This window comes from Nostoc sp. ChiQUE02 (assembly GCF_034531305.2).
Lineage (GTDB): Bacteria > Cyanobacteriota > Cyanobacteriia > Cyanobacteriales > Nostocaceae > Nostoc.
The window spans coordinates 1-23,508 of the sequence record NZ_JAVRBN020000068.1; the positions used below are offsets into that span (position 1 = coordinate 1).

A 23,508-nucleotide genomic window follows, 5' to 3' on the forward strand; every position below is an offset into this window, starting at 1 on the left:
TATTATCCCCTTGTGGGCGAGATTTTAATAAAAACTTTCGCAGAGTATTTACAAGAAGATTGGACTCCCGAAGTCGCACAAGCTTGGGTTGATACTTACATGACTATCTCTGGGTTAATGTTAGAAGGTGCAGGAGTAGATGTCGCGGTAAAACTAGAACAACCAGAAATCAAAGCTATACCATTTACTCCGTTAACGAGGGAAACTGTCTCGCCTAAGCGTAGGAGAGGGGGTAGGAAGATGAGGGCTGTATCTGAGCAACTTAATTTAAGTAAAGTAACTAGACCGATATTAAAACCAATAAAACTCATCCAAAATAGTTTCAAAATGATTCTTGATTGGTTTTGGAAATCACCAACATGGTTAGTGGCTATTTCCATTGCTTCTATTTTGGCTATCTTATTTATTTTTATTCCTGATGGTTCAATTATATCTAGACTTTTATCATACGTTGATCCTATTAGTATCATGGCTGCTTTAATTCTATATATCAAAGAAAGCCCTGACCGAAAAAAAGAATTTCACTATCAAGCTTGGAGTGTTATTGATGCTGCTCATGGTGTAAAAGTTAGTCCTGCAAGAATTATTGCTTTACAAGATTTGAATGAAGATAGAGTTAGTTTAAATAATTTAGATTTACCTGGAGCAAAACTAGTCAGAATTAATCTTCCTAAAGCTGATTTAAGTGAAGCTAATTTAACTAAATCTGATATGAATCATGCCAACCTTAATCATGCTAATCTTGGAAATGCTTTACTGGCTCGTGTGAACCTTACTGGTGTTAATCTGAGTTATGCCAACTTGGGTTTTGCTAAACTTAGTTATGCTAATCTTAGTAGTGCTAACCTTTGTTATGCCAACTTGATTTGTGCTGATTTAAGAGATACAAATCTTAGTGGTGCAAATCTCAGCAATGCTAATCTTAGTGGTGCAGATATGAAGAATGCTTATTTAACAGGTGCTAACCTCGAAGGTGCTAATGTCAGTGAGTACGACTTACGTGGAGCTTATCTAAAAGGTGCTATTATGCCTGATGGGTCAAAACATGCATAATCTTAACAAGAATTTCTGAGATTTGATAGCCTAAACCTGTAAAAAAAGGAATAGAGATTAATGGAAGTTAACAAAAATACGTTAGCTCAAACTATGGCTTTTTTACTCTTAATTCCTCCTGAAAGTAATTTAGCTAAGTTGCTAAAGTTGTGCTTCGTTACTCGATATAATCGAGAAAGTTTAGGTCAAAATGCTTTAGAAAAAAGCTACCAATTAATTAACAACCCTTTGGACTTACCCTATTGGATACAAGAAGTGATTCAAAGCGATGAAAAAATTACGCCTGAAGAATGGCAAGCTTTTGGAGAAATGAATTTAAAAGAGACTCAGGATTTTATCAATAATTTGTGGAAAGAATTAGACGATTTGAAATTATAGTTTTGAGTAATATTAGAGTAGCTATCATTCCAGATTTACCATAAACAAATAGTCCTATCAAAGTTAACTATTGCTCTATCCCCTCCACTTTTTGTGGTAAAAAGACGTTGCGAGAACTTTATTACCACAAAATATACTATTTTGGAGATGTCTATTACTAATACAAGCGTATTGCTCTATAAATTTGCCTTTTACTTGTATAGTTTTACAAAAATTTTTTCACCTGGGAACTGGTACTTGATTAATTAGCGACGCAATTACTGCATCCATTTGTAAACCATCCAGCATCGCTTCTGGTTTCAAAATGAGGCGATGACGTAACAGCGGCGATGCAACTGCTTTAACATCATCTGGCGTCACAAAATCTCTTCCAGCTAACCACGCTAGGGCTTGAGATGTCTGCAACCAAGCACCAGCGGCGCGAGGCGATGCACCTAAAGTTAAATCAGGATATTGGCGCGATGTTCTCACCAACGCCAATAAATAATCAACGATCGCTTCTGATACTTTAACCTCTTTGACTGCTTGTCGTGCTTGCAAAATGTCGGCTACTGTTGCGATTGGTTTCAAACGGCTAATATCCAAACGCCTTGCTGCAAAACCCGCCTGGCGATTGAGTAACATTTGCTTTTCGGCAGCTTGATCGGGATAATCTACCACCAGCTTAAATAAAAATCTGTCCAGCTGCGCCTCTGGTAAGGGATAAGTCCCCTCAAATTCCAGGGGATTTTGGGTTGCAATCACCCAAAATAAATCTGGTAAGGGCAAACTTTCACCATCCAGCGTTACCTGCATCTCTTCCATCGCTTCCAGTAGCGCCGCTTGTGTCTTGGGAGGAGTACGGTTGATTTCGTCTGCTAGCAGCACTTCAGTAAATATTGGCCCTTTTTTCAAAGTGAAATTGCGGCTATTCAAGTCAAAAATATTTGTACCAGTAATATCTGAAGGTAAAACATCTGGTGTTAGTTGAATCCGGCGAAAATCCCCTTGAATTAACTGCGCCAATACTTTTACTAAAAGGGTTTTACCAGTTCCCGGTACTCCTTCCAAAATTACGTGTCCACCCGCTAGCAGTGCTACTAAGAGTTGTTGTATTAGGCTAGATTGTCCGACAATTACTTGGTTAAGACCTTGACCGAGGCGAATTAAGATAGGATGAGTTTCGCTCATATTTTTTTATTGATAAATAACTAACGCAGAAATATTATGGATAATTCCCAAAAATTAATTACGTTAGCGTAGCGGTAGCGTTCGCGTAGCGTCTCGTAGAGAGGAACGAGCGTCATTACGAATTAGTCTAATGGTTCGCCATTTCCCCAACCAGCTTAACAGGTCTCGTTCACTGATGGGTTGTTTGCGAGATTGTAGCTTTAAAACTGCATCTAGTTCTGCTGCACTTGTGCCTGTTTTTTCTATCCAGAAATTGATTAAGGCTTGGCGTTCTAAAAGTACTTGCCCTAATCCCAAGGCTTTTTGGAGTTGTAGTTGTTCTTGTTTACCCACCATCTCTACAACAAAGTCCGTGGTATCAGCTTTCTGCAACACTCCCGCTAAAGCTTGGATGTATGCTTCGCTGTTATCTGCAACTGGTGTATCTAAAGCTACTGGCTTACCAAAGCGGCGATTCTGCGCCCAAATTAGCACTAATAGCAGGATACCTACCTGTATCAATATTGGAAATAAAGGAGTTTTAGCAAAGAAACTAGATAAATCTCCTTCGCTTTCTTTCTTTCTGACATCGGCATCTTTATAGCCGTGGATGTATTCATCCACAAATACTGTGTTACCTTTTTCAGCAACCAAACTAGCTAAATACTTAAAATTACTTAAATAATCTTGGTAGGCGTTGGCAGCTAAATAAGGAGTGGTAGAAAAAATCACCTTTCCCTGCTTGTAATTTTTTTCCCAGACAACAGCACCAAAGCGATCGCCTAAATCAACTTGCTGGGAGTTAGCTTTTTTATATCGTCTACGTGTATCAATTTTAATATTACCTTGGGAAGATTTTTGCATAGTGCTAAACTCCGCTTCTGTAACCCGCCCCCCCGCACCCAAAATTATCAAAGTATTCCCTTTTTCTACCCATTCCTGCTCTTGACTATCTAGTGTTGTCTCCCTTGGATAGCCGCCTATCTGTAGTAGAGTAACTGGGCTATTATCTGGCTGAATGTCACTAAAAGGCTTTTGCCAGCGCTTGATAGAAATTCCCTGCTGTTGCATAAAAGCATACCAAGCACCATAACCATCGGAGGCGCGGTTATAAGTAGAGCCAGTGTTAATTTTAGTATTATTAGGAGCCGCGAATAAACTAAGTAAAACGATCGCAGCGAGTGCGATCGCTCCCATCCAAGCAAGGCGATTTGAACGTTTCATTTTCGATCGCTATAATCACTTCGTTTCTGGATCACTAGTGTTAATGCTTACTTATTTTTCAGGTAAAGTCAAAAATATTATTAATTTTATGAAATCCTGCATTAAAACAGTTTTGGTAACAAACGATACAAAATGCTTCAGCAAAAATACACTTATTTGGAAGTCCTAAAAAACCCCACCTCTTTGACGGGGTGGGGTTAGTATACTAACTAAGGCTATTTAACCTCACATGATATCACTCAAATTGCACAAGCGATCGCCCCGATACAACAATAAATCCGACAGAATCAAGCCTAATCTGGGGCTGGCGAATTCCTTGGAGAATGGCTGCATTTAAAGCAGTTTCTATCTTCAATTCTTCAGCTAATGCATTATCCCAACTTTGCTGGTTCAGACGCAGCCGTAATTGTTCTACTCTATTGGCTAATTTCTTCTCGGCGATCTGAGCACAATTTTGGCACAACTCAATAAAATCGGGACGCTTAGAGAGTAATTCCGAAGAAGTGTTACGCACTTGATAGCAAAAATTTTGCCATTTACTAGGATCAACAAAATCGTCAATAATTCCTAAGCGCTCTTTTGCCAGATTGTAATCTCGTCCTTGATTGTTGTTTTTATCTTTATATGGACGTTGCAAGATACTTAAAAGAGCTTTATCTTCAACAACGCGTATTGGCTCCTTACGACCATCAACATAGATAGTTTCTATAATTGGTGGAAAGAGAGCATCGACACGCCGCTGCAAGTTTTTGAATTGAGAATTATCTAGTTTGTTATCTAGTAAAACTTGTTTGGCATTTCTTAAATTTGCCTCCACTACATAATTGCATTGGAAACCGAACCACTCCTTCCCTTCTTTCGCATCCAAAGATGCATCAGTGCGCCACATTGCAAAGGCTTCACCTCGGTCATCCCAGTTTACATAGTTCAAGAGTGCTTCGACAAATCCTTCTCCAACTCGAAAGAGTTTAATACCAGGATTCTGGTTTGCCACTCTGCGATTATAAGTACCAAATTGGTCGAGGTAACTATCAGCAAAACGGTTTTTTAACTCATTTATGGGAACCAATGTCCGCGTTGAGGGTTGATAACGTCGCATCTCTGATGAATCGGGGTTATTGAGTCCTCTGAATCCCAGCGCGTCACAAATCCAGCCTTCAATTGCTCGTTTCATATCTAGATGACAAGCATCGTAATTATCTAGCTCTTGAAAATACTCGGTGGCAATTTCATCGTTAGCGTCAATTTCATCTAGAGCATTCTGTTCGCTAATTTTTGCTATTTCAGCTTCAATTTGCTCTTGAATGGGCGAAATCATCTCTAACAAGCCAGCAGCACTTGATTGAAACAAGACTGTTTCTAATTCTGCAAGTTTCTCATCCACATAAAACTGGAGACTGGCAATTGATTGTTGGAAAATACCAAACCCATCTTTTAATACTTTATACCAAGCATTGTGAGGGCTATCTTCCAAATAGGGGCCAATCAAGGCACAGGATTGGATGCCAATTTTGCTGCCAATGCGGTCAAGTCTGCCAATTCTCTGTTCTAATTGATTAGGCGACCAAGGAAGGTCAAAATGAATTAACCAATCGGCAAACTGGAGGTTACGCCCTTCTTCTCCAGAGCGATCGCATACTAGAATAAAGCAGTTTTGGTTATTCTTGAACCTATTTAAGCCTTCCTCAACCTTGTCTGGTGGTTCTCCAAATTGATGTTTTGCTACTGTCTCTGCACCAAAGGTATCAGATAAATATCGGACAATTTCGCCACAACTTTGCACAAAACTGGTAAATACAATAAATTTGGGCAGAATATCGCCAGTAATTGGTCTCTTGATTCTCTGCTGTATCCTCGTGATGAATTCGTTTTGATTCTTCCGAACGTTTGCGGGAATTTTGAAGTACGTACCTAGCTGATTCAACAGTACTGTTTTCAAATTTTCCCTCCGTTCTCCGTCCTCTTGAGGTTGACGAATAATTTTTAGGAAGGCTTGCAGAATCTCTTCTTCCCCTGAGAATTTGGGGGTTGTAGTTAATAGGCGAATATCATCTTCTTTAAACTCCTGGATGAGTTTAGCATGAGGCTTACCAGTTAACCGGGCAGTAATTACCTGCTCTAAAATGCCTAACCAAGTACCAGAAGCGAGGAACAACAACAGAAAAATTCGCTGATATTGCTTTTCACCAGGAGCAACACTACGCCATTGATTGAGCAGTTCGTGGATATCAAGCGATCGCTCGTCTAAATCATACTCTTCTTTGGGCGTAAAATTCCGGTCAAATATCACATCTTCTACCGCAGCGCGACGGTTGCGAAGCATTCGGCGGTGTAGTCGATAGGTATCGCTGACGTGGACGCGAATCGCTTGGACGATTTGCTCTTGCTCAGTAGAATTTGCTGGTAAATTTTCTAAATCATCCGCCAGCTTCAGTAAATACTCATCCTCAGCAAAGAGGTTTCGTAGTTGCTGCAAGTTGCTTTTGAGAACAGCAGGCTCCGCATCTTCTTTAAAAGAAAGCAGAACTTTACCAATTTGCTGACGGCTTTCAACTTTGGCGCGAAAACCTTCTAAATCACCAAGTTTATAGGTTGTTGGGTCGAGCAAGTGCAACATGGCCAGAAAATCCTGCTCATGGTTGAGAACAGGTGTGGCAGATAATAAAAGTAAGCGATCGCTTTTATGAGCAAGTTCTTTGCAAGTCTGAAAACGCTGGCGCACTGTTGCATCCTTAGAGGTCGCCATTGCTGCAATATGATGAGCTTCATCTAAAATTAAGCAGCCGATCTTCGCTTTCAGGTTGATTTTATGGATATCTTCAACCGCCAGCACCGCTACCCGTTTGCCAAAATGGGAGATGTAAAACTTGTTTTCTAACTCAGTCCGCCATTGTTTAAGCAAATATTGCGGAACTAATACCACCGCCCCTTTTTTCGGTTCATCCAGGAGGAATTGACGGAGAATCGCACCAGCTTCGATGGTTTTTCCGAGTCCCACCTCGTCTGCTAGCAAGTAGCGTTGAATGGGGTCTTCCAGTACCCGCCGGACTACTTCAACTTGGTGAGGATAAAGATTGATATTTGCCGAAATCAGTCCTGTCATCCCGCGACTCACAGCGCGTTGCTTAATCAAGGATTTCACGAAAGCCAATCTTTTATCGTGGAAGTAGGGCGTTTCGTGACCCTTCATCGCCAGAGTTTCAATGGGGTCTGTATTTGGTAGATTACAACGAACGTAAATATCTTCAACAGAAGCGATCGCAGTTTTCTTGTCTGGTAAATCAATTTGATACATTTCTGTATCTTCATCCCAGATGAAAACTCTGCCAACTATCCATTTATCCTGGGTTGGGGACTTAATATAGCATCGAGCCTGGGGTTCAAGCTTGACCTGAGAGAGCGAATTTAAAGGTAAAGTTTTTTGAAGACGTTGTCCTATAGAGCAGAAATACTCAACGTTCGCATTGGCATCAGATATTTCGGTAACTTTTCCGATACCCAAATAGTTATTCTGGGACTGTACCAATAAACCAAGCTTAATCATAGATCCAGTCCCCTGAACACACTAAAAGAACCTTCCAGACTGGTTTTTTAACCCATATCTGGCAGTTTTGTCGATCAACATTATAGATAATAAACTGGTATTACAGTTTTTCGTTTTAGCGATCGCTATGCTTTTACGAAGATACAAAGCTTACTCAAGTCAGCATATTTGTACTTTTACCTCAGATTACTGACTTTTGAGTATAAATTCATCTTCCGATTGATAGACTCAGCAGCGTTCAAGACCCGCATATCAGTTTGGGACTAGACTTTAAACTGGACAAAGTACTTTCGGTTTCATTTAATTTCATCTGGGCTGATATATAGCTCGATAAATTCACGCTTTACCTCGATCGCGCCACGATACAATTAAGGTAATGTAGTTTTATTTACTATGAAGAAAATCAGAGACAACACAATTAAGTTAAATCAATTTTTAAAGTTGATGGGTATAGTGCCAACTGGAGGGCAAGCCAAGTTGATGATTCAAGGTGGTGATGTCCAAGTAAACGGAATGCTGGAAACCCGACGAGGACGGCGACTAGTACCGGGCGATAAAGTTACAATACAAGGACAGACTTTAGAGGTAAATTTAAACAACAATGAAGACCAAGACGTAGTAATAGATTTTGCCGAACAAACTGAGTAAAGGATGTTTATCCTAAATTTAAAAGTTTCTCTTTTGCCTTGCGAGTAATGCTGCAAATTTCCAACAAAGTTTTTATCCCACAGAGTGATATTGAAATTAGTGCGATTCGCTCCCAAGGAGCGGGAGGTCAAAATGTGAATAAGGTTTCTACTGCAATTCACTTGCGCTTCGACATTGCGGCGTCATCATTACCCGATTACTATAAACAACAGCTTTTAAAGCTCAACGATCGACGCATTACACAGGAAGGAGTCATCGTCATCAAAGCGCAGGAACACCGAAGCCAAGAGAACAATCGGGAGTCAGCGTTGAAACGACTTCAAGAACTCATTCAAAGTGCAGTTGTCGTGACGATAAAACGCAAACCCACTAAACCAACTCGCAGTTCTCAAAGAAAGCGCCTTGACCACAAAAGTAAGCGCGGACAGGTTAAGTCTAACAGAGGGCAGGTGACAGATTGTTGAGTCATCGATTATTCATAGAAAACACGATTTATTACAAGATAACTTCGCTTCATGCTACCACTTTTTTCAATAACCACTATCTTTAAAAAGGGGAAATAAACTTCTCAAAGTCCTCCTGACAAAGGAGGATGATGATCTAAAATTTTTTATACATCAGCCACTACTTTTTAAACGTTCTCTTATAACTTACCCAGAGCAACTCATTATTTCGAGAACTTAAGGTAAATTCCAGCCTGTTGCTTTGATAACAACTATACTTTTTTGATTGGCTTAGATTGGAAAAATTACTAAAAATTTGTCACTCAATTTAATTATAAAATCTTACCAAAGAGCTAAGACTAATTCATTCTTTCGGCTCTAGTCTATTTATTATTTACTAAATTATAGTCAGAGTAGCAAGTATTATCAAATAGGAAAAAAGATGAATAATACATTACTAAGAATTTTGATGTTTGGGCTTTTAATCTTGTTCATCATTTCTCCCTTTGCTGCCCTTGCTAGTTTAATGCTTGTACTGTTAGTTGCGGGGTTTTTCTTTTTACTAGGGGACGTATTCCAAGCAATTATTGGTGGTGACACCGACCCGAAAAAGTCATAAAAGAAAAATTCAAAAATAAAATAGGGTTTTACATGAAAAAGCCCCTTCCAAGGAGCGATCGCTTTAGTGCCTTCCTTAAGAGACGATTTATAAAGTAAAAATAAAATTACTGTAGGGGAGCCAGTGCGGTATTGTAATGCCCACCCTACAAGCAACTAGGGCTGTTGGCGTATCCTTTGCCAGACAGTAAAGCCCAAAAGAATGATAATGCTACTGGCAGTAGCCAGCATCACAGCCAAACTCATACCTTGTATTCTCATCGCCAGCAAGTTGAAAACTAAGGTAATTGACCAAAGCGTGAACGCAGCATTGCGCTGGGAAAGTCCCCAAGCCAGTAGGCGGTGATGCAGGTGGTCTTTGCCAGGAGTACTGAGAGGGTTATTGCCTGCTAGTAGCCGCCGCACAAATACTTGAGTGGTGTCTAGCACTGGTAACAACAGAAATAAAACCGTAGGAATTAGCGCATAAACTGTGTTTTGTTGCAGTTTGCCTAAAATACTAGTTGCTGCCAGCACATAGCCGAAAAAGTATGCTCCAGCATCACCCATAATAATTCGTGACGGATGGAAGTTATGGCGTAAAAAGCCCAGTGCAGCACCTCCCAAAGCTGCGAGTACCAAGATTGCCGCTGCACGATTGTTAAATTGGGCTGCAACGCCCAACAAACTCATGGCGGTAATAAAGCTGATTCCTCCTGCCAAACCATCCATACCATCCATCAAGTTGATGGCGTTGGTAATTCCTACTACCCATAGTACTGTCAGCGACATGGACAGGAGCGAGTCGATGGGGGTGCCAAACAGAACTTGGACACTAATGCCATTAGCTACCAGCAACAGCGCCGTGACAATTTGCGCCCACAATCGAACAGAGGGCGGTAAGCCGAATTGATCGTCGATAAAGCCCACAAGAACTAATATCGAACCCCCCAACAGAATAGTGAGCACCTGAGCCAATACATTTTGGAGTTCGATGGGTCGTAAAAGGCTAGCTAATACCAGCGCGGCAATCACACCTGCATAAATAGCCAGCCCCCCTGCATTGGGCAAAGGTTCTCGATTGAGTCGCCGTGCGTTAGGTTGGTCAGCCCAACCTACCCGCAAGGCGAATTTGCGTACTGTCGGAATTAAACGCCACGTTACAAGCCAAGCTAAGAGGAACGTAAATACTACCGCCAACCAGCCGGTGCCGCTAGGGTCGGCAATACCGAGGGACTTAAGGGAGTTGTCTAGATTCATCTCCCAATTCAAGCATTACTGCCTGTATCTAAAATGAGCATCACCTGTATATTAATCAATTTTTTTATTTCCATTTGTAACTTGAGCCGCTGGGGAGATTAGCACTCTTGCTCTGTGAGTGCTAAATTGTCTAATGGAAGCGCTAGAGAAATAAAACATGGCGAAAATTATTGCATTTGACGAGGAATCGCGGCGAGCTCTAGAAAGGGGTGTTAACGCCCTTGCCGATGCCGTAAAAATCACCTTGGGGCCCAAAGGTCGCAATGTCCTTTTAGAGAAAAAATTTGGCGCACCTCAAATTGTCAACGATGGTATCACTGTTGCCAAGGAAATTGAATTAGAAGATCCTTTGGAAAATACTGGTGCAAGACTCATCCAAGAAGTGGCCTCAAAAACTAAAGATGTCGCTGGGGATGGTACAACCACCGCCACAGTTTTAGCACAGGCCTTGATTCGGGAAGGTTTGAAGAACGTCGCGGCGGGTAGTAACCCAGTTAGCTTGAGACGCGGGATCGACAAAACTATTGAGGCACTGGTGCAAGAAATTGCCAAGGTAGCCAAGCCAGTAGAAGGAAGTGCGATCGCTCAAGTTGCTACTGTCTCTGCTGGTAACGATGAAGAAGTTGGCGATATGCTAGCCCAAGCAATGGAAAAAGTCACCAAAGATGGTGTGATTACCGTTGAAGAATCAAAATCCTTAACTACCGAATTAGAAGTGGTTGAGGGGATGCAGATTGACAGGGGTTATATTTCTCCCTACTTCGTCACCAACAACGAGCGGCAAATAGTCGAATTTGAAAATGCCCGGATCTTGGTTACTGATAAAAAAATCAGCAGCATTCAAGATTTAGTGCCAATTTTGGAAAAAGTTGCTCGTTCTGGTCAGCCCTTACTGATCATCGCTGAAGATGTCGAAGGTGATGCTTTGGCAACTTTGGTAGTGAACAAAGCGCGGGGTGTACTAGCCGTCGCTGCGATTAAAGCGCCTGGGTTTGGCGATCGCCGCAAAGCTTTGTTAGAAGATATTGCTATTCTCACCGATGGACAGTTGATTTCGGAAGAAATCGGCTTAAGCTTGGATACCGCTGCTCTAGAAGCTTTGGGAACTGCCCGCAAAATCACCATTGACAAAGAAAGCACCACAATTGTCGCTGGTAGTCTCACCAAACCAGAAGTACAAAAACGGATTGGTCAAATTCGCAGACAGTTGGAAGAAACCGATTCTGAATACGATCAAGAAAAACTGCAAGAACGCATCGCCAAGCTCGCTGGCGGCGTGGCAGTGATTAAAGTGGGTGCGGCAACCGAAACCGAACTCAAAGACCGTAAACTGCGGATTGAAGACGCGCTCAACGCTACTAAAGCTGCTGTGGAAGAAGGTATTGTTCCTGGTGGTGGCACAACCTTAATTCACTTAGCTAAGGCGGTAGAAGCGATTAAAAAGACCTTACAAAATGACGAAGAAAGAATTGGGGCTGATATTGTCGAACGAGCGCTAGAAGCCCCCTTGCGCCAAATAGCAGACAACGCTGGTGCTGAAGGTTCTGTGATCGTCTCGAAAGTCCGGGATAGCGACTTCAACATTGGCTACAACGCCGCTACTGGCGAATTTGAAGACTTGATCGCGGCTGGTATTATTGACCCTGCCAAAGTCGTGCGTTCAGCTTTGCAAAACGCTGGTTCCATTGCTGGTTTGGTCTTAACCACCGAAGCGATCGTTGTTGAAAAGCCAGAGAAGAAATCCGCTGCTCCTGCGCCTGATATGGGCGGCATGGGCGGTATGGGTGGTATGGGCGGCATGGGTGGTATGGGCGGCATGGGCATGTTCTAACTTCAATTCACCCAAATAAAATTTTTTAAGCAGTTTGTCTTGCCAAGGCAAACTGTTTTTTTATACTTACCATTGCTGATTCAGAAGCAATATGTTATCTGTATTGCTGGTAACTCACTGAACGTAAATAAACTTACAGCAGTTTTCATCTATTTAAACCACACGGATCATAGGGGGACAGCATTGCTGTGCCTCTACGAAGCGACACTATTTATCTGAAAATAGCTGTAATTATGAAACTTTTAAGTGCTTAGTTGTAAGTACAACAGACTACCAATAAAATGTTGATGACCAAATTAGCAACCTAAATAATTGCTCAATCTAGAAATTGCCGTCTTTGTATTAATTTTTGTAAAATTACGTGTAAGTTGTCAGTTGCCACGAGTCAATTATTTTTACTAATGACAAATGACAAGTAACTAATAACTATTAGGTAATATTGCATGGCACGAAAACTGCGTCGCCTTTCCAAAATATTAAATAAGCCACATGAAGATGAGTTCTATCACCAACCAGGGACTGTACCTGGAACAATTTTTATTGATGCAGATGCTCCACTACCGATAATTTTCTTGATTGACTATAACCAAACTAATTTCATCCGTGAACAAATAGCTACTCCAGAAGAATCTATTCCCTATCTTGATACGGAATCTATTTCTTGGGTAGACGTACAAGGTTTAGGTAGTCAAGATATATTACAACGATTAGGTAAAGTTTTTGAGTTACATCCTCTAGTTTTAGAAGATATAGTTAATGTACCAGAACGTCCGAAAACAGAGGATTACGAAGACCAATTACTATTCATTGCCCGCATGGTAGTTCCAAAAGAAAGAACATGTGGTTTTTACAGCGAACAAGTGAGTTTGATATTAGGCAAAAATTATTTGCTTACAGTCCAAGAAGAACCAGAACATGATTGTTTTGAAGGAGTGCGATCGCGAATTGAAAAAAACAAAGGTATCATTCGCAAACAGGGAACCGATTATTTAGCTTACGCTCTGTTAGATGCGATTATTGATGGCTTTTTCCCGGTACTGGAGCTTTATGGTGAGCGAATCGAAGAATTAGAAGAGGAGGTAATAGTCAGACCTACCCCACAAACACTACAAAATATTTATCAAATTCGGCGAGAATTATTGCAACTACGTCGTGCTATCTGGCCCCAGCGAGATGCAATTAATTCTTTGATTCGAGATGGCAGCGAACTGATTGGCGAAGAAGTACGAATCTACTTGCGAGATTGTTATGACCATACGGTGCAAGTGATGGATATGGTAGAAACTTACCGAGAACTAGCATCTGGATTAATGGATGTGTACCTTTCGGCAGTCAGCAACAAAATGAATGAAATCATGAAGGTGCTAACGGTGGTTTCATCAATATTTATCCCACTGACTTTTGTTGCAGGAATATATGGTATGAATTTCAATACTGATAAATCGCCATATAATATGCCTGAATTGAATTGGTATTGGGGTTACCCAATTTGCTTGGCAATAATGGGAGCGATCGCACTTAGTTTGCTATTCTTTTTTTGGCGACGAGGCTGGCTGCAAAATTCTGTAACAATCAAGCGCAATTAAAAATTGCAGATGAGCGATGAGTCCAATATACATTCATTAGCACCGGGAGTTAAGATTCTGAGTTATGAGGAGTAGCGACCAGAATTTAGTAGTTTTGACGATTTATATTATCGGTGTTTCCTATGTTTTTAACCGCATGGTTGAATCCATAGACGACCAAATTAAGTTTGAGTTTAAAAAAGGAATCGTTGATGAGCAACTCAAAGAACAAAATCTCGACGATAAAATTGGAATTTCCTTTAAACTCAAACCCTCATACCCAATTGACGATCTGAAAGATTTAGGAATTAGTATTGAAAATAAATCTGAAAATATTGCCGTATACGTTGACTGGGACAACAGTTCTTTAGTAGTTGAACATAGCAAGCAATCGCGCCGCGTGATTCGCAAATCACCAGACTTAACCCGCGACTTAGCAGTACCCCAAAGTCCTAGCCTGATTGCCCCTAAGAAAACACTTTCTGAAACGGTGACAGCAGAAGATGTCTTCGAGCGCGATAAAGAAGCTGGAACCTATTCAGCCAAAAAACCACTAATTGATATCAACGGGCTGCAAAAAGGGCAAAAAAAGTTGTACAACGACTTTATTAACAGAAGAAAGGAGTTGGACTTTTCCCTACAACTGGTACTCAGAGTATCTGAGGTGCGTTTAGGTCTAGCCCCAGGTCGTGATTTTCCTCCCATTAGCATTATCAATTGTCCTTTCACAGTCAGGAAACTACCTTGGACTTACGCTTTACCTTGGAATAAAAAAAAGCAATAGCAACCAGACAGACTATGCCATCCAAGATTACACTGGATCTAAGGAGAGAGTAGGCGCAGGTGGTTGCAGATCAGTCATAGTCACTGGTTTGAGGAAAGTCCGGACTCCCGAAAGACCAAACTTGCTGGATAACGTCCAGTGCGAGTGATCGTGAGGATAGTGCCACAGAAAGATACCGCCAGATTAATTAAAAATTAAAAATTAAAAATCTAAAATGAATAATTTTTAATTTTTAATTTTACATTTTTAATTGATCTGGTAAGGGTGCAAAGGTGCGGTAAGAGCGCACCAGCAGTATCGAGAGGTGCTGGCTCGGTAAACCCCGGTTGGGAGCAAGGCGATAGGAACTACGGTTGGTCTTTTACCAGTTCCGCTCAACGAGAGCCGCTAGAGGCGTCTGGTAACAGGCGTCCCAGATAGATAACTGCCCTCGCAAGAGAACAGAACCCGGCTTATGTCCTGCTCTCTCCCCCCTTTTTTTAGTGCTGAGTGCTGAGTTAGAAGAGACGCGATTAATCGCGTCTGTACAGGAGTTAAGAGTTCGGAGTCAGAAGTTAGTATTTTTCCCCTGCCCCCGTTCGGCTACGCTCACGGCAAGCCTGCCCCCTCTCCCCCAATCCCCACTCCGTGGGGGCCCCAAGTCCCCCTGCCCCCTTCCCCTTGTCATGTAATGCCTCTTCCCTATCCACGCCGTCAGCGGCAGCTCGAAAGTTTAGTCCAAAAATTAGGTTTGTCGTTAGAGGCACCTATAAAGTGGGAACTGCTGGATTTAGCGCTAACTCATCCCACTGTTTCTGAATCGGCAAATTATGAACAGTTGGAGTTTGTTGGCGATGCAGTGGTGCGGCTGGTGTCGGCTGTTGTGTTATGGGAAAATTATCCCGATTGTCCAGTAGGGGATTTTGCGGCAATTCGTTCGGTATTGGTGAGCGATCGCATCCTCGCCCAATTGGCAAGAGTTTATGGTTTGGAGTTATACTTACTAGTCGCTGGTAGTGCTACCGCTGATAAAGTTGGTCAAGAGTCACGACTGGCAGATGCTTTTGAAGCAGTTCTGGGTGCGCTTTACTTAAGTACTCAAAATCTGGAACTGATCCGCTCTTGGCTAGATCCCCACTTCCAAGAACTAACAACAGAAATTCGCCTCGATCCTGCCAGACTTAATTACAAAGCTGCTCTCCAAGAATGGACTCAGGCACAATTTAAAGTTTTACCAGAATATCGAGTTGTGGAAGTCACTCAACCGCACCGTAATCAAGAACGTTTCATGGCTGAAGTGTGGTTGCACGGAAACAAACTCGGAGAAGGTAAGGGACGCTCGATCAAAACTGCCGAACAAGCCGCAGCTAAGGTAGCTTTTTTAGCAATCCCTAAACCGGAAAACCACTGAAGCAAAAATAAGGCTGATAAACTGATAATCAGTTGGTTGTCAGTAGTCATTTGTCCCTAGAGCATCGATTCAGTAATCAAGAACCTAACCCCCTAGCCCCCTTCCCTGCTAGGGAAGGGGGAGCCAAACTCCCCTCTCCGTTTCGGAGAGGGGTTGGGGGAGAGGTTCTTCGAGGATTCCTGAATTGGTGTTCTAGTCCTTTATATACAAATGACTAATAACTAATGACAAATGACAAATACTTCTCTACGAGAGGCTGCGCCCGAAGCGTAGCTATGCCGCAGGCTTTACGGCTCCGCTCAGTACAAGTGACAAATGACAAATAACAAATGACAAACCAAATTAAAATTGCTGTTATCGGAGTTGGGCGTTGGGGAGTGCATCTGCTGCGGAATTTCTTAGCACATCCCCAAGTAGATGTAGTTGCTGTAGTAGATCCCCATCCAGAACGATTGGCGGCGGTCAAACAGCAGTTTAATTTAGATGATGATGTAGTATTAACAACCCAATGGGAAGATTTGAAGAAAGTGCCAGGGTTGACAGGGGTGGCGATCGCAACTCCGGCTACCACCCACTATCCTTTAATTAAAGATGCTCTCCAACAGGGATACCATGTTTTAGCTGAAAAACCGCTAACTCTCGATCGCGTAGAATGTCGCGAACTTTGCCAGTTAGCAGAGCAGCATCATTTGATACTAATGGTTGACCACACTTATTTATTTCACCCAGCAGTTGAGCGAGGAAAAACTGTAGTACAGGCGGGTAAATTAGGTGATTTACGCTATGGCTACGCCACCCGCACCCATTTGGGGCCTGTGCGCCAAGATGTTGATGCGCTCTGGGACTTAGCTATTCACGATATTGCTATCTTTAACGCTTGGCTGGGTCAGATTCCTGTGAAAGTACAAGCAACAGGTACGGTGTGGCTACAGGGACAAGGGAATCACTCTCCATCTCAAGGTTTGGCTGATTTAGTATGGCTAACACTAACATACCCAGATGGCTTTCAAGCTTATATTCACTTGTGCTGGCTGAATCCTGATAAGCAGCGACGGCTGGGGATTGTCGGTAGCCTTGGTAGCTTGATTTTTGATGAAATGTCGCGATCGTCACCTCTCACCCTGTTACATGGGGAGTTTGAGCAGCAGGGCAATCAATTTATTCCTGTGAATCAAAGGCAGATAGTGCTGGAATTAGAGCCAGGGGAACCATTGGGGCGGGTTTGCTCCTGCTTTGTTGTCTCTATTCTTAACAATACTTCCTCAGAGGTTTCGTCCGGCTGGGTAGGCACTGAGTTAGTAGAAATTCTTGCTGCTCTAACAGTATCTCTTGAGCAAGGCGGCCAACCTGTTTTTCTTGACAAGCACTCTCAACCTTAATCTTCAGGAAAATTCAAATTTCTTTTTTTGAATTAGAGTCTAGCAAAGGTTACCTTTCAGAAGTCCCATTCGCATAAACTTCTGTTTTTGGAAGACTTACCAAGATAGTTTGCTGCGGCGAAAGACTAATCTCGTAAGTCTCATTCCCAAGTAACACCTGGAACTTCATTGACTTCTCTTTGTCTACACCAGCTTTTACAGATTTGTTAATCTTCAAAGAGGTACTTCCCCCAGACTCCTGTAGGCTAGAGTATTGGCTTGCTTTTGCCCCCTTATTCCCAGAGGAAAATCCAAGATCCCCTACATTTTCATCTTTCTTGACAACAGGTAACAGCGAGATATCAATCAAGGGTAAGGTAATCTTCAGTGTCGTACCTTGATGAAGTCCCGTACTTTCAAGAGTAATGCTACCTCCCATGAGTTCGATTAAGTTTCGTGAAATTGCTAGTCCCAGTCCAGTACCTTCAAACTGGCGGGTGGTTGTGCCATTCACCATCACAAAGGGGCGAAATAGTTTGTGCTGTTGAGTGGGATCAATGCCTATACCTGTATCTTTGACAGCAACCACTACTTGAGATGTACCATTACTATGTTGAATTTCTGTAGCAATGGTGATGCTTCCTGTGTCGGTGAACTTAGTGGCGTTGCCGATAACATTAATTAGCACCTGCTTCAGTTTTGCTGCGTCTGCCTTAATTGGTATTGCTTGAGGAGCTAACTCGCATTTCAATTGCAAGCCCTTTTGTTGAACATTAACTGATTGTAAATTAATCACCTCTAGCAATAGTTGTCGGAGGTCAAGAGGTGTGGTAATTACAGAAAGCTTACCTGCTTCGATTTTAGAAATATCCAGTAAATCATTAATAATATTTAACAAGTGAATCGTTGTTTCATTGGCACGTTTGAGGAAGTCCATTTCTTCTTCGCGGCTATCACATAAGCCATCTTCAACCACGCGAATGCAGTTAATAATAGTATGTAATGGGTTTCTCAATTCATGAGAAGTCGTAGCCAAAAACTGGCTTTTAATCTGGTTAGCAGTTTTTGCTTCTTTCCAAGCTATTTCTAGTTCTTCTGCCCCAGCTTTGAGCCGTTCTACCATTTGGTCTAATGCTTGGGCCAGTTGATTGAATTCCCGAATTTGGAAATTGTGCGGAACTGGTTGTGCAGCGTGGTGAGAGTGAATATTGAGAGCGTAGTCTCGCAATTCTTCTACAGGACGTGCCAAGTAAGGAGCTAGATATAGGGATGCTAACAAACTTGCACCAATCAAACCAACTGTCAAAACGATGAGAATTAGTTTAATTTCCTCTAAACCAAAAAGTGCATTATCGACACTAGTAACAGCTAAGACTATCCATTTTTGCTGTTGCTGTTGGCTGAGTGGATTTGCAATAGCTGTATAGCCAGCGACTAATTCTTTCCCCTGTGTAAAAAACAAATTTACCGAATCGTTTCGTCCTGTAATAGCATTTTTAATTATGCTCTTGAGTTGGGAAGCGTTTGGGTGCTGATTAATATTAGTTCCCACCCAGTCAGTGAATGGGTGTGCCAAAATTGTCCCATCTTCAGCAATCACTACCATAGCGCCTGTGAGCGATCCCGGCGGATTTCTGGTCTGTTGGTATAATGCAGACTGAATACTTAAGCCGTAAACTAAATTTCTTCGGCTATCGGACACTGGTGCAGATAATACTAATCGCAGTTGATTTTGTGTATTTCTTTTACCAGTCATTCCTGCGTTTGGCGGGAAGATTGCTTTGACATCAATTCCGTCACCAGGAAAAGGTAATATCAATTCTCCAATTGCTTGATCCCCACAGCTACTGGCAATTATTTTCTGGTTGAGGAGATTCGTTAATTGGATGCACTCAATACTGGCTGGAAGTTGTTGCCTTAACTGCGTAAGAATTTCGTGCTCTTGTATGGGCGAACCCGACGGAATTACTGTTGTTTTACTTACACTCAGCAAATTAGCTTTTAGGATAGCGATCGCATCTCCAATTCTCTCCCCTTTGCTGATGGCGCTTTCTGTTAGATTTTGACGTGCAGTTCCCAATATGCTAGAACGTGCCTTATTCAAGGCAACAATCTCGCCTATAAGTAAAACTGGGACGAACAGCAGCAATATTCTCGTTACTAAAATTCGACGAAAGGAAGATTGGCGAGAATTAGTCATTGAGCGTCTCACTTTGCATCCGCAAACCACAACAGCAAAGATATGTAATTAAACGAGCTAGATGAGACATTTTATTAAATTATCAGAATTTTATTTTCAATGTTTAAAAATAACAAATTGCTATAATTCAAAAAGAAACGTGGTATACCAAAAGTCATATATGCCAGATGTGAAAGCGATTTTTGTTGCATATAAATACAGTGGTGAAATTATAAAATAGTCACTTGCAGGCATGTATTTTTTGAGAATCTACACACTAGCCAAGAAAATATTCAAACTATCAAATCAATCTAATGTTGCAACATCGTCCTCATACTACAGTTGTTTTAGCAATGAGTGCAGATGGCAAAATAGCAGATTTTAGGCGATCGCCTGCTCGGTTTGGCTCAAGGGTTGATAAAGCACACTTAGAAAAACAAATCGCTGCCTCTGATGCGGTTTTATTCGGTGCTGGTACTCTCCGGGCTTATGGAACAACACTTACTGTATTAGATCCAACTCTAGTGGAACTTCGGGTACAAGAAGGGAAGCCTCGGCAGCCAGTTCATATAGTGACTACACACTCTGCAAACCTCAATCCGGAAATTCACTTTTTTAAGCAACCAGTTAGACGGTGGTTACTCACGACAACAGCGGGAGCACTTTCATGGAAAGGACGCTTACAGACGCTTCCCTCAACTCTGGGAACCAAAGCAGAGGAGTGCCCTCCAGAATTTGAGCAGATTCTGGTTTTTGAAACACCAACGCGAGAAATTGATATTCTCGCAGCCTTGAAGCATCTAGCCACTCTACATATAACACGCTTGGTGGTCTTGGGTGGGGGTGAATTAGTCGCTTCTTTACTGGCATTAGATTTAATTGATGAATTATGGCTGACTGTCTGTCCGCTGATTTTAGGTGGTAATACTGCACCCACACCGGTCGAAGGGAAAGGATTTTTACCCGATTTAGCTCCTAAGTTGCAACTTCTAGAAGTTCATACAGTTGAGCAAGAAGTGTTTTTGCACTATCGCCTGCAACGACCAGCAGATTAGATTACGCTAAGTAAAGTTATTGGGGATTGAAAAGAGGGGCAGAAGGGAAAACTCTTCTCCCTTGCTCCCTGCTCCCTGCTCCCCTGCTTCTTCTCCAGTCCCCACTCCTACTCCCCTAATATGGTGGAACAACTTAAGCCTCGCTATTCTGTCGTTTGGACGAACAAAATCGCTGAAGTACCCCAAAATGCCTGGAATGCTTTGGCAATGCCACTCAAAACGCCATTTTTAGAATGGGAGTGGCTGAACAATCTCGAAACCTCCCAGAGTGCTACGGCTAAAACCGGTTGGTTGCCAAATCACTTGACATTGTGGCGAGATAGAACGTTGATTGCTGCTGCGCCACTTTATCTTAAAGGACATAGTTCTGGTGAATTTGTTTTCGATCACCAATGGGCAGAGTTAGCCGATCGCATCGGAGTCCAGTATTATCCCAAATTGCTGGGAATGACACCATTTACTCCTGCTGAAGGCTATCGGTTCTTAATTGCCCCAGGAGAAGATGAGGATGAAATCACAGCGATAATAGTTCATGAGATTGACACTTTTTGCTCCAAAAATCGAATTTCTGGGTGTCATTTTCTTTATGTTGATCCCGAATGGCGTCCAATGCTGGAACGGCATGGCTTTACAACTTGGCTGCACCACAGCTACGTCTGGGAAAATGCTGGTTTTAAAACTTTTGATGACTACTTGAAAGTGTTTAATGCTAATCAGCGCCGCAATATCAAGCGGGAACGCAAAGCTGTGGAAAAAGCCGGTTTACGATTGCAACCGCTGAGTGGTGATGAAATTCCCTACTCTTTATTTCCTTCGATGTACCAGTTTTATGCTGACACCTGTGATAAGTTTGGCTGGTGGGGTAGCAAGTATCTCACACAGCGATTTTTTGAACAGCTACACGCCGATTATCGCCATCGAGTCCTGTTTTTTGCCGCATATAGCGAGGAAGATAATTCTCATCCTTTAGGAATGTCTTTTTGTTTGTTTAAAGGTGACAAACTCTATGGACGCTATTGGGGGAGTTTTCAAGAAATAGATTGCTTACATTTTGATGCTTGCTATTATGCGCCGATTGAGTGGGCGATCGCTAACAATATCCAACTTTTTGACCCTGGTGCAGGTGGACGCCACAAAAAACGACGCGGTTTCCCTGCTATGCCCAATCACAGTCTGCACCGCTTTTACAATAATCGTTTAGGACAAATTATCCGTCCCTATATTAAGGAGGTGAATCAACTCGAACAGCAAGAGATTGAGGCAATTAATGCAGAGTTGCCATTTAGTAACCGAGATTCTTAAAAGTTTGCCAGGGCAGAGGGTGAACGACGAATTACACTTGATATAGAGTGTAAAAACCCTGAAAAAAGAAAATTTCTTTTTATAATGCTTATGGATTTGATACTTGAAGATTTAGCCGCAATTGATGATAAACTTTCCCAGCGTCATATTGACCTCGATCCCGGTGGATATTTTATTATTTATTTGGATCGAGATGCAGGGTTAATATATGCCAAGCATTTTACAAATGTGATTGATGAGCGTGGTTTAGCTGTCGATCCAGAAACGGGAAAAGTAATTCCGGCACGAAAAAAGGTGGAACGAACTCACACGACAGTTTTTAGTGCGAGGACGGCGAAAGAACTTTGCGTGAAGATTTTTGAAGAAACTCAGCCCTCTCCTGTAACTCAATTAGATCATGCAGCTTATTTGGGTCGAGAATTTGTTCGGGCTGAGGTGGCTTTAGTTACAGGGCAAGAGTATGTTCAAGATTAAAGTTAGGAGTGAGGAGTTAAAAGTTAAGAGTTAGAAATTCATAACTCTTAACTCCTAACTTTGCCATTACCCATCAGATGACGGCTGATTTATCTGATAGATGTAGTAGGTCGCCATTGGGATAACGGTGGCGGCAATTAATAATCCTACTACCCAAGCAGTAGCGTTACTTTGGTTGGTTTCTTCTGCTTTCTTGTAGGTTCCTTCTACCTGTACATTGTCAGTGATTTGGGGTGGCCCTGGATCGGCTTTGCCGGAGAGGACAGCGACAAGGCGATCGCTTGCATCTAGAAATGCCTGATTGTATTTGTTACCATTCCGTAACGGCACACTTACTGTTTCAGTAGCTACACTCTCGGCAATAGAGTCAGTGAGCAAAGGCTTGACTTGATCCCCAGCAATAATGGCGGTACCGTTGGTAACTGTATCAATAACTAATAAGGTTTGATTAGCTTGGGCTTCTTTTGTGGGAAACCATTTTTCAAACAGTTCTTTGGTAAAGCTTTCCGGTGTTTCACCGTAGTCAAGGCGGCGAACAGTAACAATTCTGACTTCTTTATCTGTTTGCTTTGCCAAATCCTCTAAAGCGCTGCTAATCTTACCTTCATTCAGACGGCTGATGACTTCAGCTTGATCTAAAACCCAGGTGTCATTCCCTGCTGTCAGGTTGGGTAATTGATACACCCCTGTGGCTAAAGCAGGTGCGGCAAACAGCGAGGCTGTTAAGATAACCGTCACCAAAGGTAGAATTAGCTGGATGAGGTGTTTTTGATTGTTAAATACTTGTTTGAGGAGCTGTTTCATCGTGTGATCTCTAAGACAGACTTGCACCAAAAATACTACAGAACCACTGCAAAAATCACCTCGTTCTCGGTTTTCTCCAGGATGAAATTTCTGCTACTGCCAGTAGATAGATATTGTACGGGATTTTTTGATTGCACAAACTTGTTCTGAGGGCAGCTGCAAGGACTAACCTGACGCTAACACCCTTGCTAGTGACAAGAAATACCGCCCATTTTGGGAATTAACCCAAATGTTTAGGGCGGAATTTGCAAACCATCTAGAAATCATATCGTACGATCAATATTTTTGGCAGAATCAAGCATATTTTTTCATATCTGCAAGTATCTTTTCCTGTTTTACCCATTCATGGGTGATATCTGCATTTTCCCAATATTTTAGTTATATCGATAATATATATAGGACTAGTATTTGATTTTTGAAATACACGTAGGGTGTGTTATGCCGTAGGCTAACGCACCAAAACCTTCGGA

Annotated in this window: 19 protein-coding genes and 1 other RNA gene; 14 read left to right on the forward strand and 6 right to left on the reverse strand. The window is 42.1% G+C overall.

Annotation, left to right across the window (positions count from 1 at the left end; all coding sequences use genetic code 11):
- Positions 1-12 precede the first annotated feature (12 nt).
- Both RM347_RS32695 and RM347_RS32700 read left to right on the forward strand, forming a co-directional pair.
- The gene (locus tag RM347_RS32695; RefSeq protein WP_428850660.1) at positions 13-1,053 is read left to right on the forward strand and encodes a pentapeptide repeat-containing protein; all 1,041 of its coding nucleotides are present in this window, start codon (positions 13-15) and stop codon (positions 1,051-1,053) included.
- Between the two features lie 60 nt (positions 1,054-1,113).
- Positions 1,114-1,431: a hypothetical protein gene (locus tag RM347_RS32700; RefSeq protein ID WP_322722015.1), complete on the forward strand. Its 318-nt coding sequence runs from the start codon at positions 1,114-1,116 to the stop codon at positions 1,429-1,431.
- 219 nt (positions 1,432-1,650) lie between these two features.
- Here the strand turns inward: RM347_RS32700 and RM347_RS32705 are convergent, their stop codons facing one another.
- From RM347_RS32705 to dpdE, 3 genes are all read right to left on the reverse strand, one after another.
- A complete protein-coding gene (locus RM347_RS32705; RefSeq protein ID WP_322722014.1) occupies positions 1,651-2,601 on the reverse strand; it encodes an AAA family ATPase in 951 nt (316 codons plus the stop codon).
- A gap of 63 nt (positions 2,602-2,664) precedes the next feature.
- Entirely contained in the window at positions 2,665-3,804 is a 1,140-nt protein-coding gene (locus RM347_RS32710) for a DUF4350 domain-containing protein (protein WP_322722013.1), read from the reverse strand.
- 235 nt (positions 3,805-4,039) lie between these two features.
- Entirely contained in the window at positions 4,040-7,348 is a 3,309-nt protein-coding gene (gene dpdE, locus RM347_RS32715) for a protein DpdE (RefSeq protein ID WP_322722012.1), read from the reverse strand.
- Positions 7,349-7,741: 393 nt separating this feature from the next.
- Here dpdE and RM347_RS32720 point away from each other — a divergent pair, with 393 nt between their 5' ends.
- From RM347_RS32720 to RM347_RS32730, 3 genes are all read left to right on the forward strand, one after another.
- Positions 7,742-7,996 carry an RNA-binding S4 domain-containing protein gene (locus RM347_RS32720; protein ID WP_273767590.1) on the forward strand — a complete coding sequence of 85 codons (255 nt, stop codon included), beginning with the start codon at positions 7,742-7,744 and terminating at the stop codon, positions 7,994-7,996.
- Between the two features lie 47 nt (positions 7,997-8,043).
- On the forward strand, positions 8,044-8,460 hold the full coding sequence (arfB, locus tag RM347_RS32725; RefSeq protein ID WP_322722011.1) for an alternative ribosome rescue aminoacyl-tRNA hydrolase ArfB: 417 nt from the start codon (positions 8,044-8,046) through the stop codon (positions 8,458-8,460).
- 421 nt (positions 8,461-8,881) lie between these two features.
- A complete protein-coding gene (locus tag RM347_RS32730; RefSeq protein WP_322722010.1) occupies positions 8,882-9,058 on the forward strand; it encodes a hypothetical protein in 177 nt (58 codons plus the stop codon).
- A 155-nt stretch (positions 9,059-9,213) separates the two neighbouring features.
- On the opposite strand, the gene RM347_RS32735 is transcribed toward RM347_RS32730, so the two are convergent.
- The gene (locus RM347_RS32735) at positions 9,214-10,296 is read right to left on the reverse strand and encodes an MraY family glycosyltransferase (RefSeq protein ID WP_322722009.1); all 1,083 of its coding nucleotides are present in this window, start codon (positions 10,294-10,296) and stop codon (positions 9,214-9,216) included.
- Between the two features lie 157 nt (positions 10,297-10,453).
- On the opposite strand from RM347_RS32735, the gene groL reads away from it, so the two are divergent.
- From groL to RM347_RS32765, 6 genes are all read left to right on the forward strand, one after another.
- Positions 10,454-12,127, forward strand: a complete 1,674-nt coding sequence (gene groL, locus RM347_RS32740; RefSeq protein WP_322722008.1) for a chaperonin GroEL — start codon at positions 10,454-10,456, stop codon at positions 12,125-12,127.
- 443 nt (positions 12,128-12,570) lie between these two features.
- Positions 12,571-13,713: a magnesium/cobalt transporter CorA gene (gene corA, locus RM347_RS32745; protein ID WP_322722007.1), complete on the forward strand. Its 1,143-nt coding sequence runs from the start codon at positions 12,571-12,573 to the stop codon at positions 13,711-13,713.
- A gap of 64 nt (positions 13,714-13,777) precedes the next feature.
- Positions 13,778-14,476, forward strand: coding sequence for a hypothetical protein (locus RM347_RS32750; protein ID WP_322722006.1), 699 nt, complete (start codon positions 13,778-13,780; stop codon positions 14,474-14,476).
- A 46-nt stretch (positions 14,477-14,522) separates the two neighbouring features.
- Positions 14,523-14,946: RNase P RNA component class A (gene rnpB, locus RM347_RS32755), an RNA gene on the forward strand.
- Positions 14,947-15,146: 200 nt separating this feature from the next.
- The gene (gene rnc / locus RM347_RS32760; RefSeq protein ID WP_322722005.1) at positions 15,147-15,866 is read left to right on the forward strand and encodes a ribonuclease III; all 720 of its coding nucleotides are present in this window, start codon (positions 15,147-15,149) and stop codon (positions 15,864-15,866) included.
- Positions 15,867-16,195: 329 nt separating this feature from the next.
- A complete protein-coding gene (locus tag RM347_RS32765) occupies positions 16,196-17,245 on the forward strand; it encodes a Gfo/Idh/MocA family protein (protein ID WP_322722004.1) in 1,050 nt (349 codons plus the stop codon).
- A gap of 49 nt (positions 17,246-17,294) precedes the next feature.
- Here RM347_RS32765 and RM347_RS32770 read toward each other — a convergent pair whose 3' ends face one another.
- Complete coding sequence (locus RM347_RS32770) at positions 17,295-19,424, reverse strand: sensor histidine kinase (RefSeq protein ID WP_322722003.1); 2,130 nt, start codon at positions 19,422-19,424, stop codon at positions 17,295-17,297.
- Between the two features lie 293 nt (positions 19,425-19,717).
- Here RM347_RS32770 and RM347_RS32775 point away from each other — a divergent pair, with 293 nt between their 5' ends.
- The 3 genes from RM347_RS32775 (at position 19,718) to RM347_RS32785 (ending at position 22,234) form a co-directional block, all read left to right on the forward strand.
- Positions 19,718-20,458, forward strand: a complete 741-nt coding sequence (locus RM347_RS32775; RefSeq protein ID WP_322722002.1) for a RibD family protein — start codon at positions 19,718-19,720, stop codon at positions 20,456-20,458.
- A 120-nt stretch (positions 20,459-20,578) separates the two neighbouring features.
- Positions 20,579-21,760: a GNAT family N-acetyltransferase gene (locus RM347_RS32780; protein WP_322722001.1), complete on the forward strand. Its 1,182-nt coding sequence runs from the start codon at positions 20,579-20,581 to the stop codon at positions 21,758-21,760.
- Between the two features lie 90 nt (positions 21,761-21,850).
- On the forward strand, positions 21,851-22,234 hold the full coding sequence (locus RM347_RS32785; protein WP_322722000.1) for a DUF4346 domain-containing protein: 384 nt from the start codon (positions 21,851-21,853) through the stop codon (positions 22,232-22,234).
- Between the two features lie 66 nt (positions 22,235-22,300).
- Here RM347_RS32785 and psb32 read toward each other — a convergent pair whose 3' ends face one another.
- Positions 22,301-23,038: a photosystem II repair protein Psb32 gene (gene psb32 / locus RM347_RS32790; protein WP_322721999.1), complete on the reverse strand. Its 738-nt coding sequence runs from the start codon at positions 23,036-23,038 to the stop codon at positions 22,301-22,303.
- Positions 23,039-23,508: the final 470 nt, after the last annotated feature.

Excerpts from the sequence above, each read along its gene's own strand:
- RM347_RS32700 (WP_322722015.1), top strand. The coding sequence starts at position 1,114 with ATGGAAGTTAACAAAAATACGTTAGCTCAAACTATGGCTTTTTTACTC.
- RM347_RS32705 (WP_322722014.1), bottom strand. The coding sequence starts at position 2,601 with ATGAGCGAAACTCATCCTATCTTAATTCGCCTCGGTCAAGGTCTTAAC.
- RM347_RS32710 (WP_322722013.1), bottom strand. The coding sequence starts at position 3,804 with ATGAAACGTTCAAATCGCCTTGCTTGGATGGGAGCGATCGCACTCGCT.
- dpdE (WP_322722012.1), bottom strand. The coding sequence starts at position 7,348 with ATGATTAAGCTTGGTTTATTGGTACAGTCCCAGAATAACTATTTGGGT.
- RM347_RS32720 (WP_273767590.1), top strand. The coding sequence starts at position 7,742 with ATGAAGAAAATCAGAGACAACACAATTAAGTTAAATCAATTTTTAAAG.
- arfB (WP_322722011.1), top strand. The coding sequence starts at position 8,044 with ATGCTGCAAATTTCCAACAAAGTTTTTATCCCACAGAGTGATATTGAA.
- RM347_RS32730 (WP_322722010.1), top strand. The coding sequence starts at position 8,882 with ATGAATAATACATTACTAAGAATTTTGATGTTTGGGCTTTTAATCTTG.
- RM347_RS32735 (WP_322722009.1), bottom strand. The coding sequence starts at position 10,296 with ATGAATCTAGACAACTCCCTTAAGTCCCTCGGTATTGCCGACCCTAGC.
- groL (WP_322722008.1), top strand. The coding sequence starts at position 10,454 with ATGGCGAAAATTATTGCATTTGACGAGGAATCGCGGCGAGCTCTAGAA.
- corA (WP_322722007.1), top strand. The coding sequence starts at position 12,571 with ATGGCACGAAAACTGCGTCGCCTTTCCAAAATATTAAATAAGCCACAT.
- RM347_RS32750 (WP_322722006.1), top strand. The coding sequence starts at position 13,778 with ATGAGGAGTAGCGACCAGAATTTAGTAGTTTTGACGATTTATATTATC.
- rnc (WP_322722005.1), top strand. The coding sequence starts at position 15,147 with ATGCCTCTTCCCTATCCACGCCGTCAGCGGCAGCTCGAAAGTTTAGTC.
- RM347_RS32765 (WP_322722004.1), top strand. The coding sequence starts at position 16,196 with ATGACAAACCAAATTAAAATTGCTGTTATCGGAGTTGGGCGTTGGGGA.
- RM347_RS32770 (WP_322722003.1), bottom strand. The coding sequence starts at position 19,424 with ATGACTAATTCTCGCCAATCTTCCTTTCGTCGAATTTTAGTAACGAGA.
- RM347_RS32775 (WP_322722002.1), top strand. The coding sequence starts at position 19,718 with ATGTTGCAACATCGTCCTCATACTACAGTTGTTTTAGCAATGAGTGCA.
- RM347_RS32780 (WP_322722001.1), top strand. The coding sequence starts at position 20,579 with ATGGTGGAACAACTTAAGCCTCGCTATTCTGTCGTTTGGACGAACAAA.
- RM347_RS32785 (WP_322722000.1), top strand. The coding sequence starts at position 21,851 with ATGGATTTGATACTTGAAGATTTAGCCGCAATTGATGATAAACTTTCC.
- psb32 (WP_322721999.1), bottom strand. The coding sequence starts at position 23,038 with ATGAAACAGCTCCTCAAACAAGTATTTAACAATCAAAAACACCTCATC.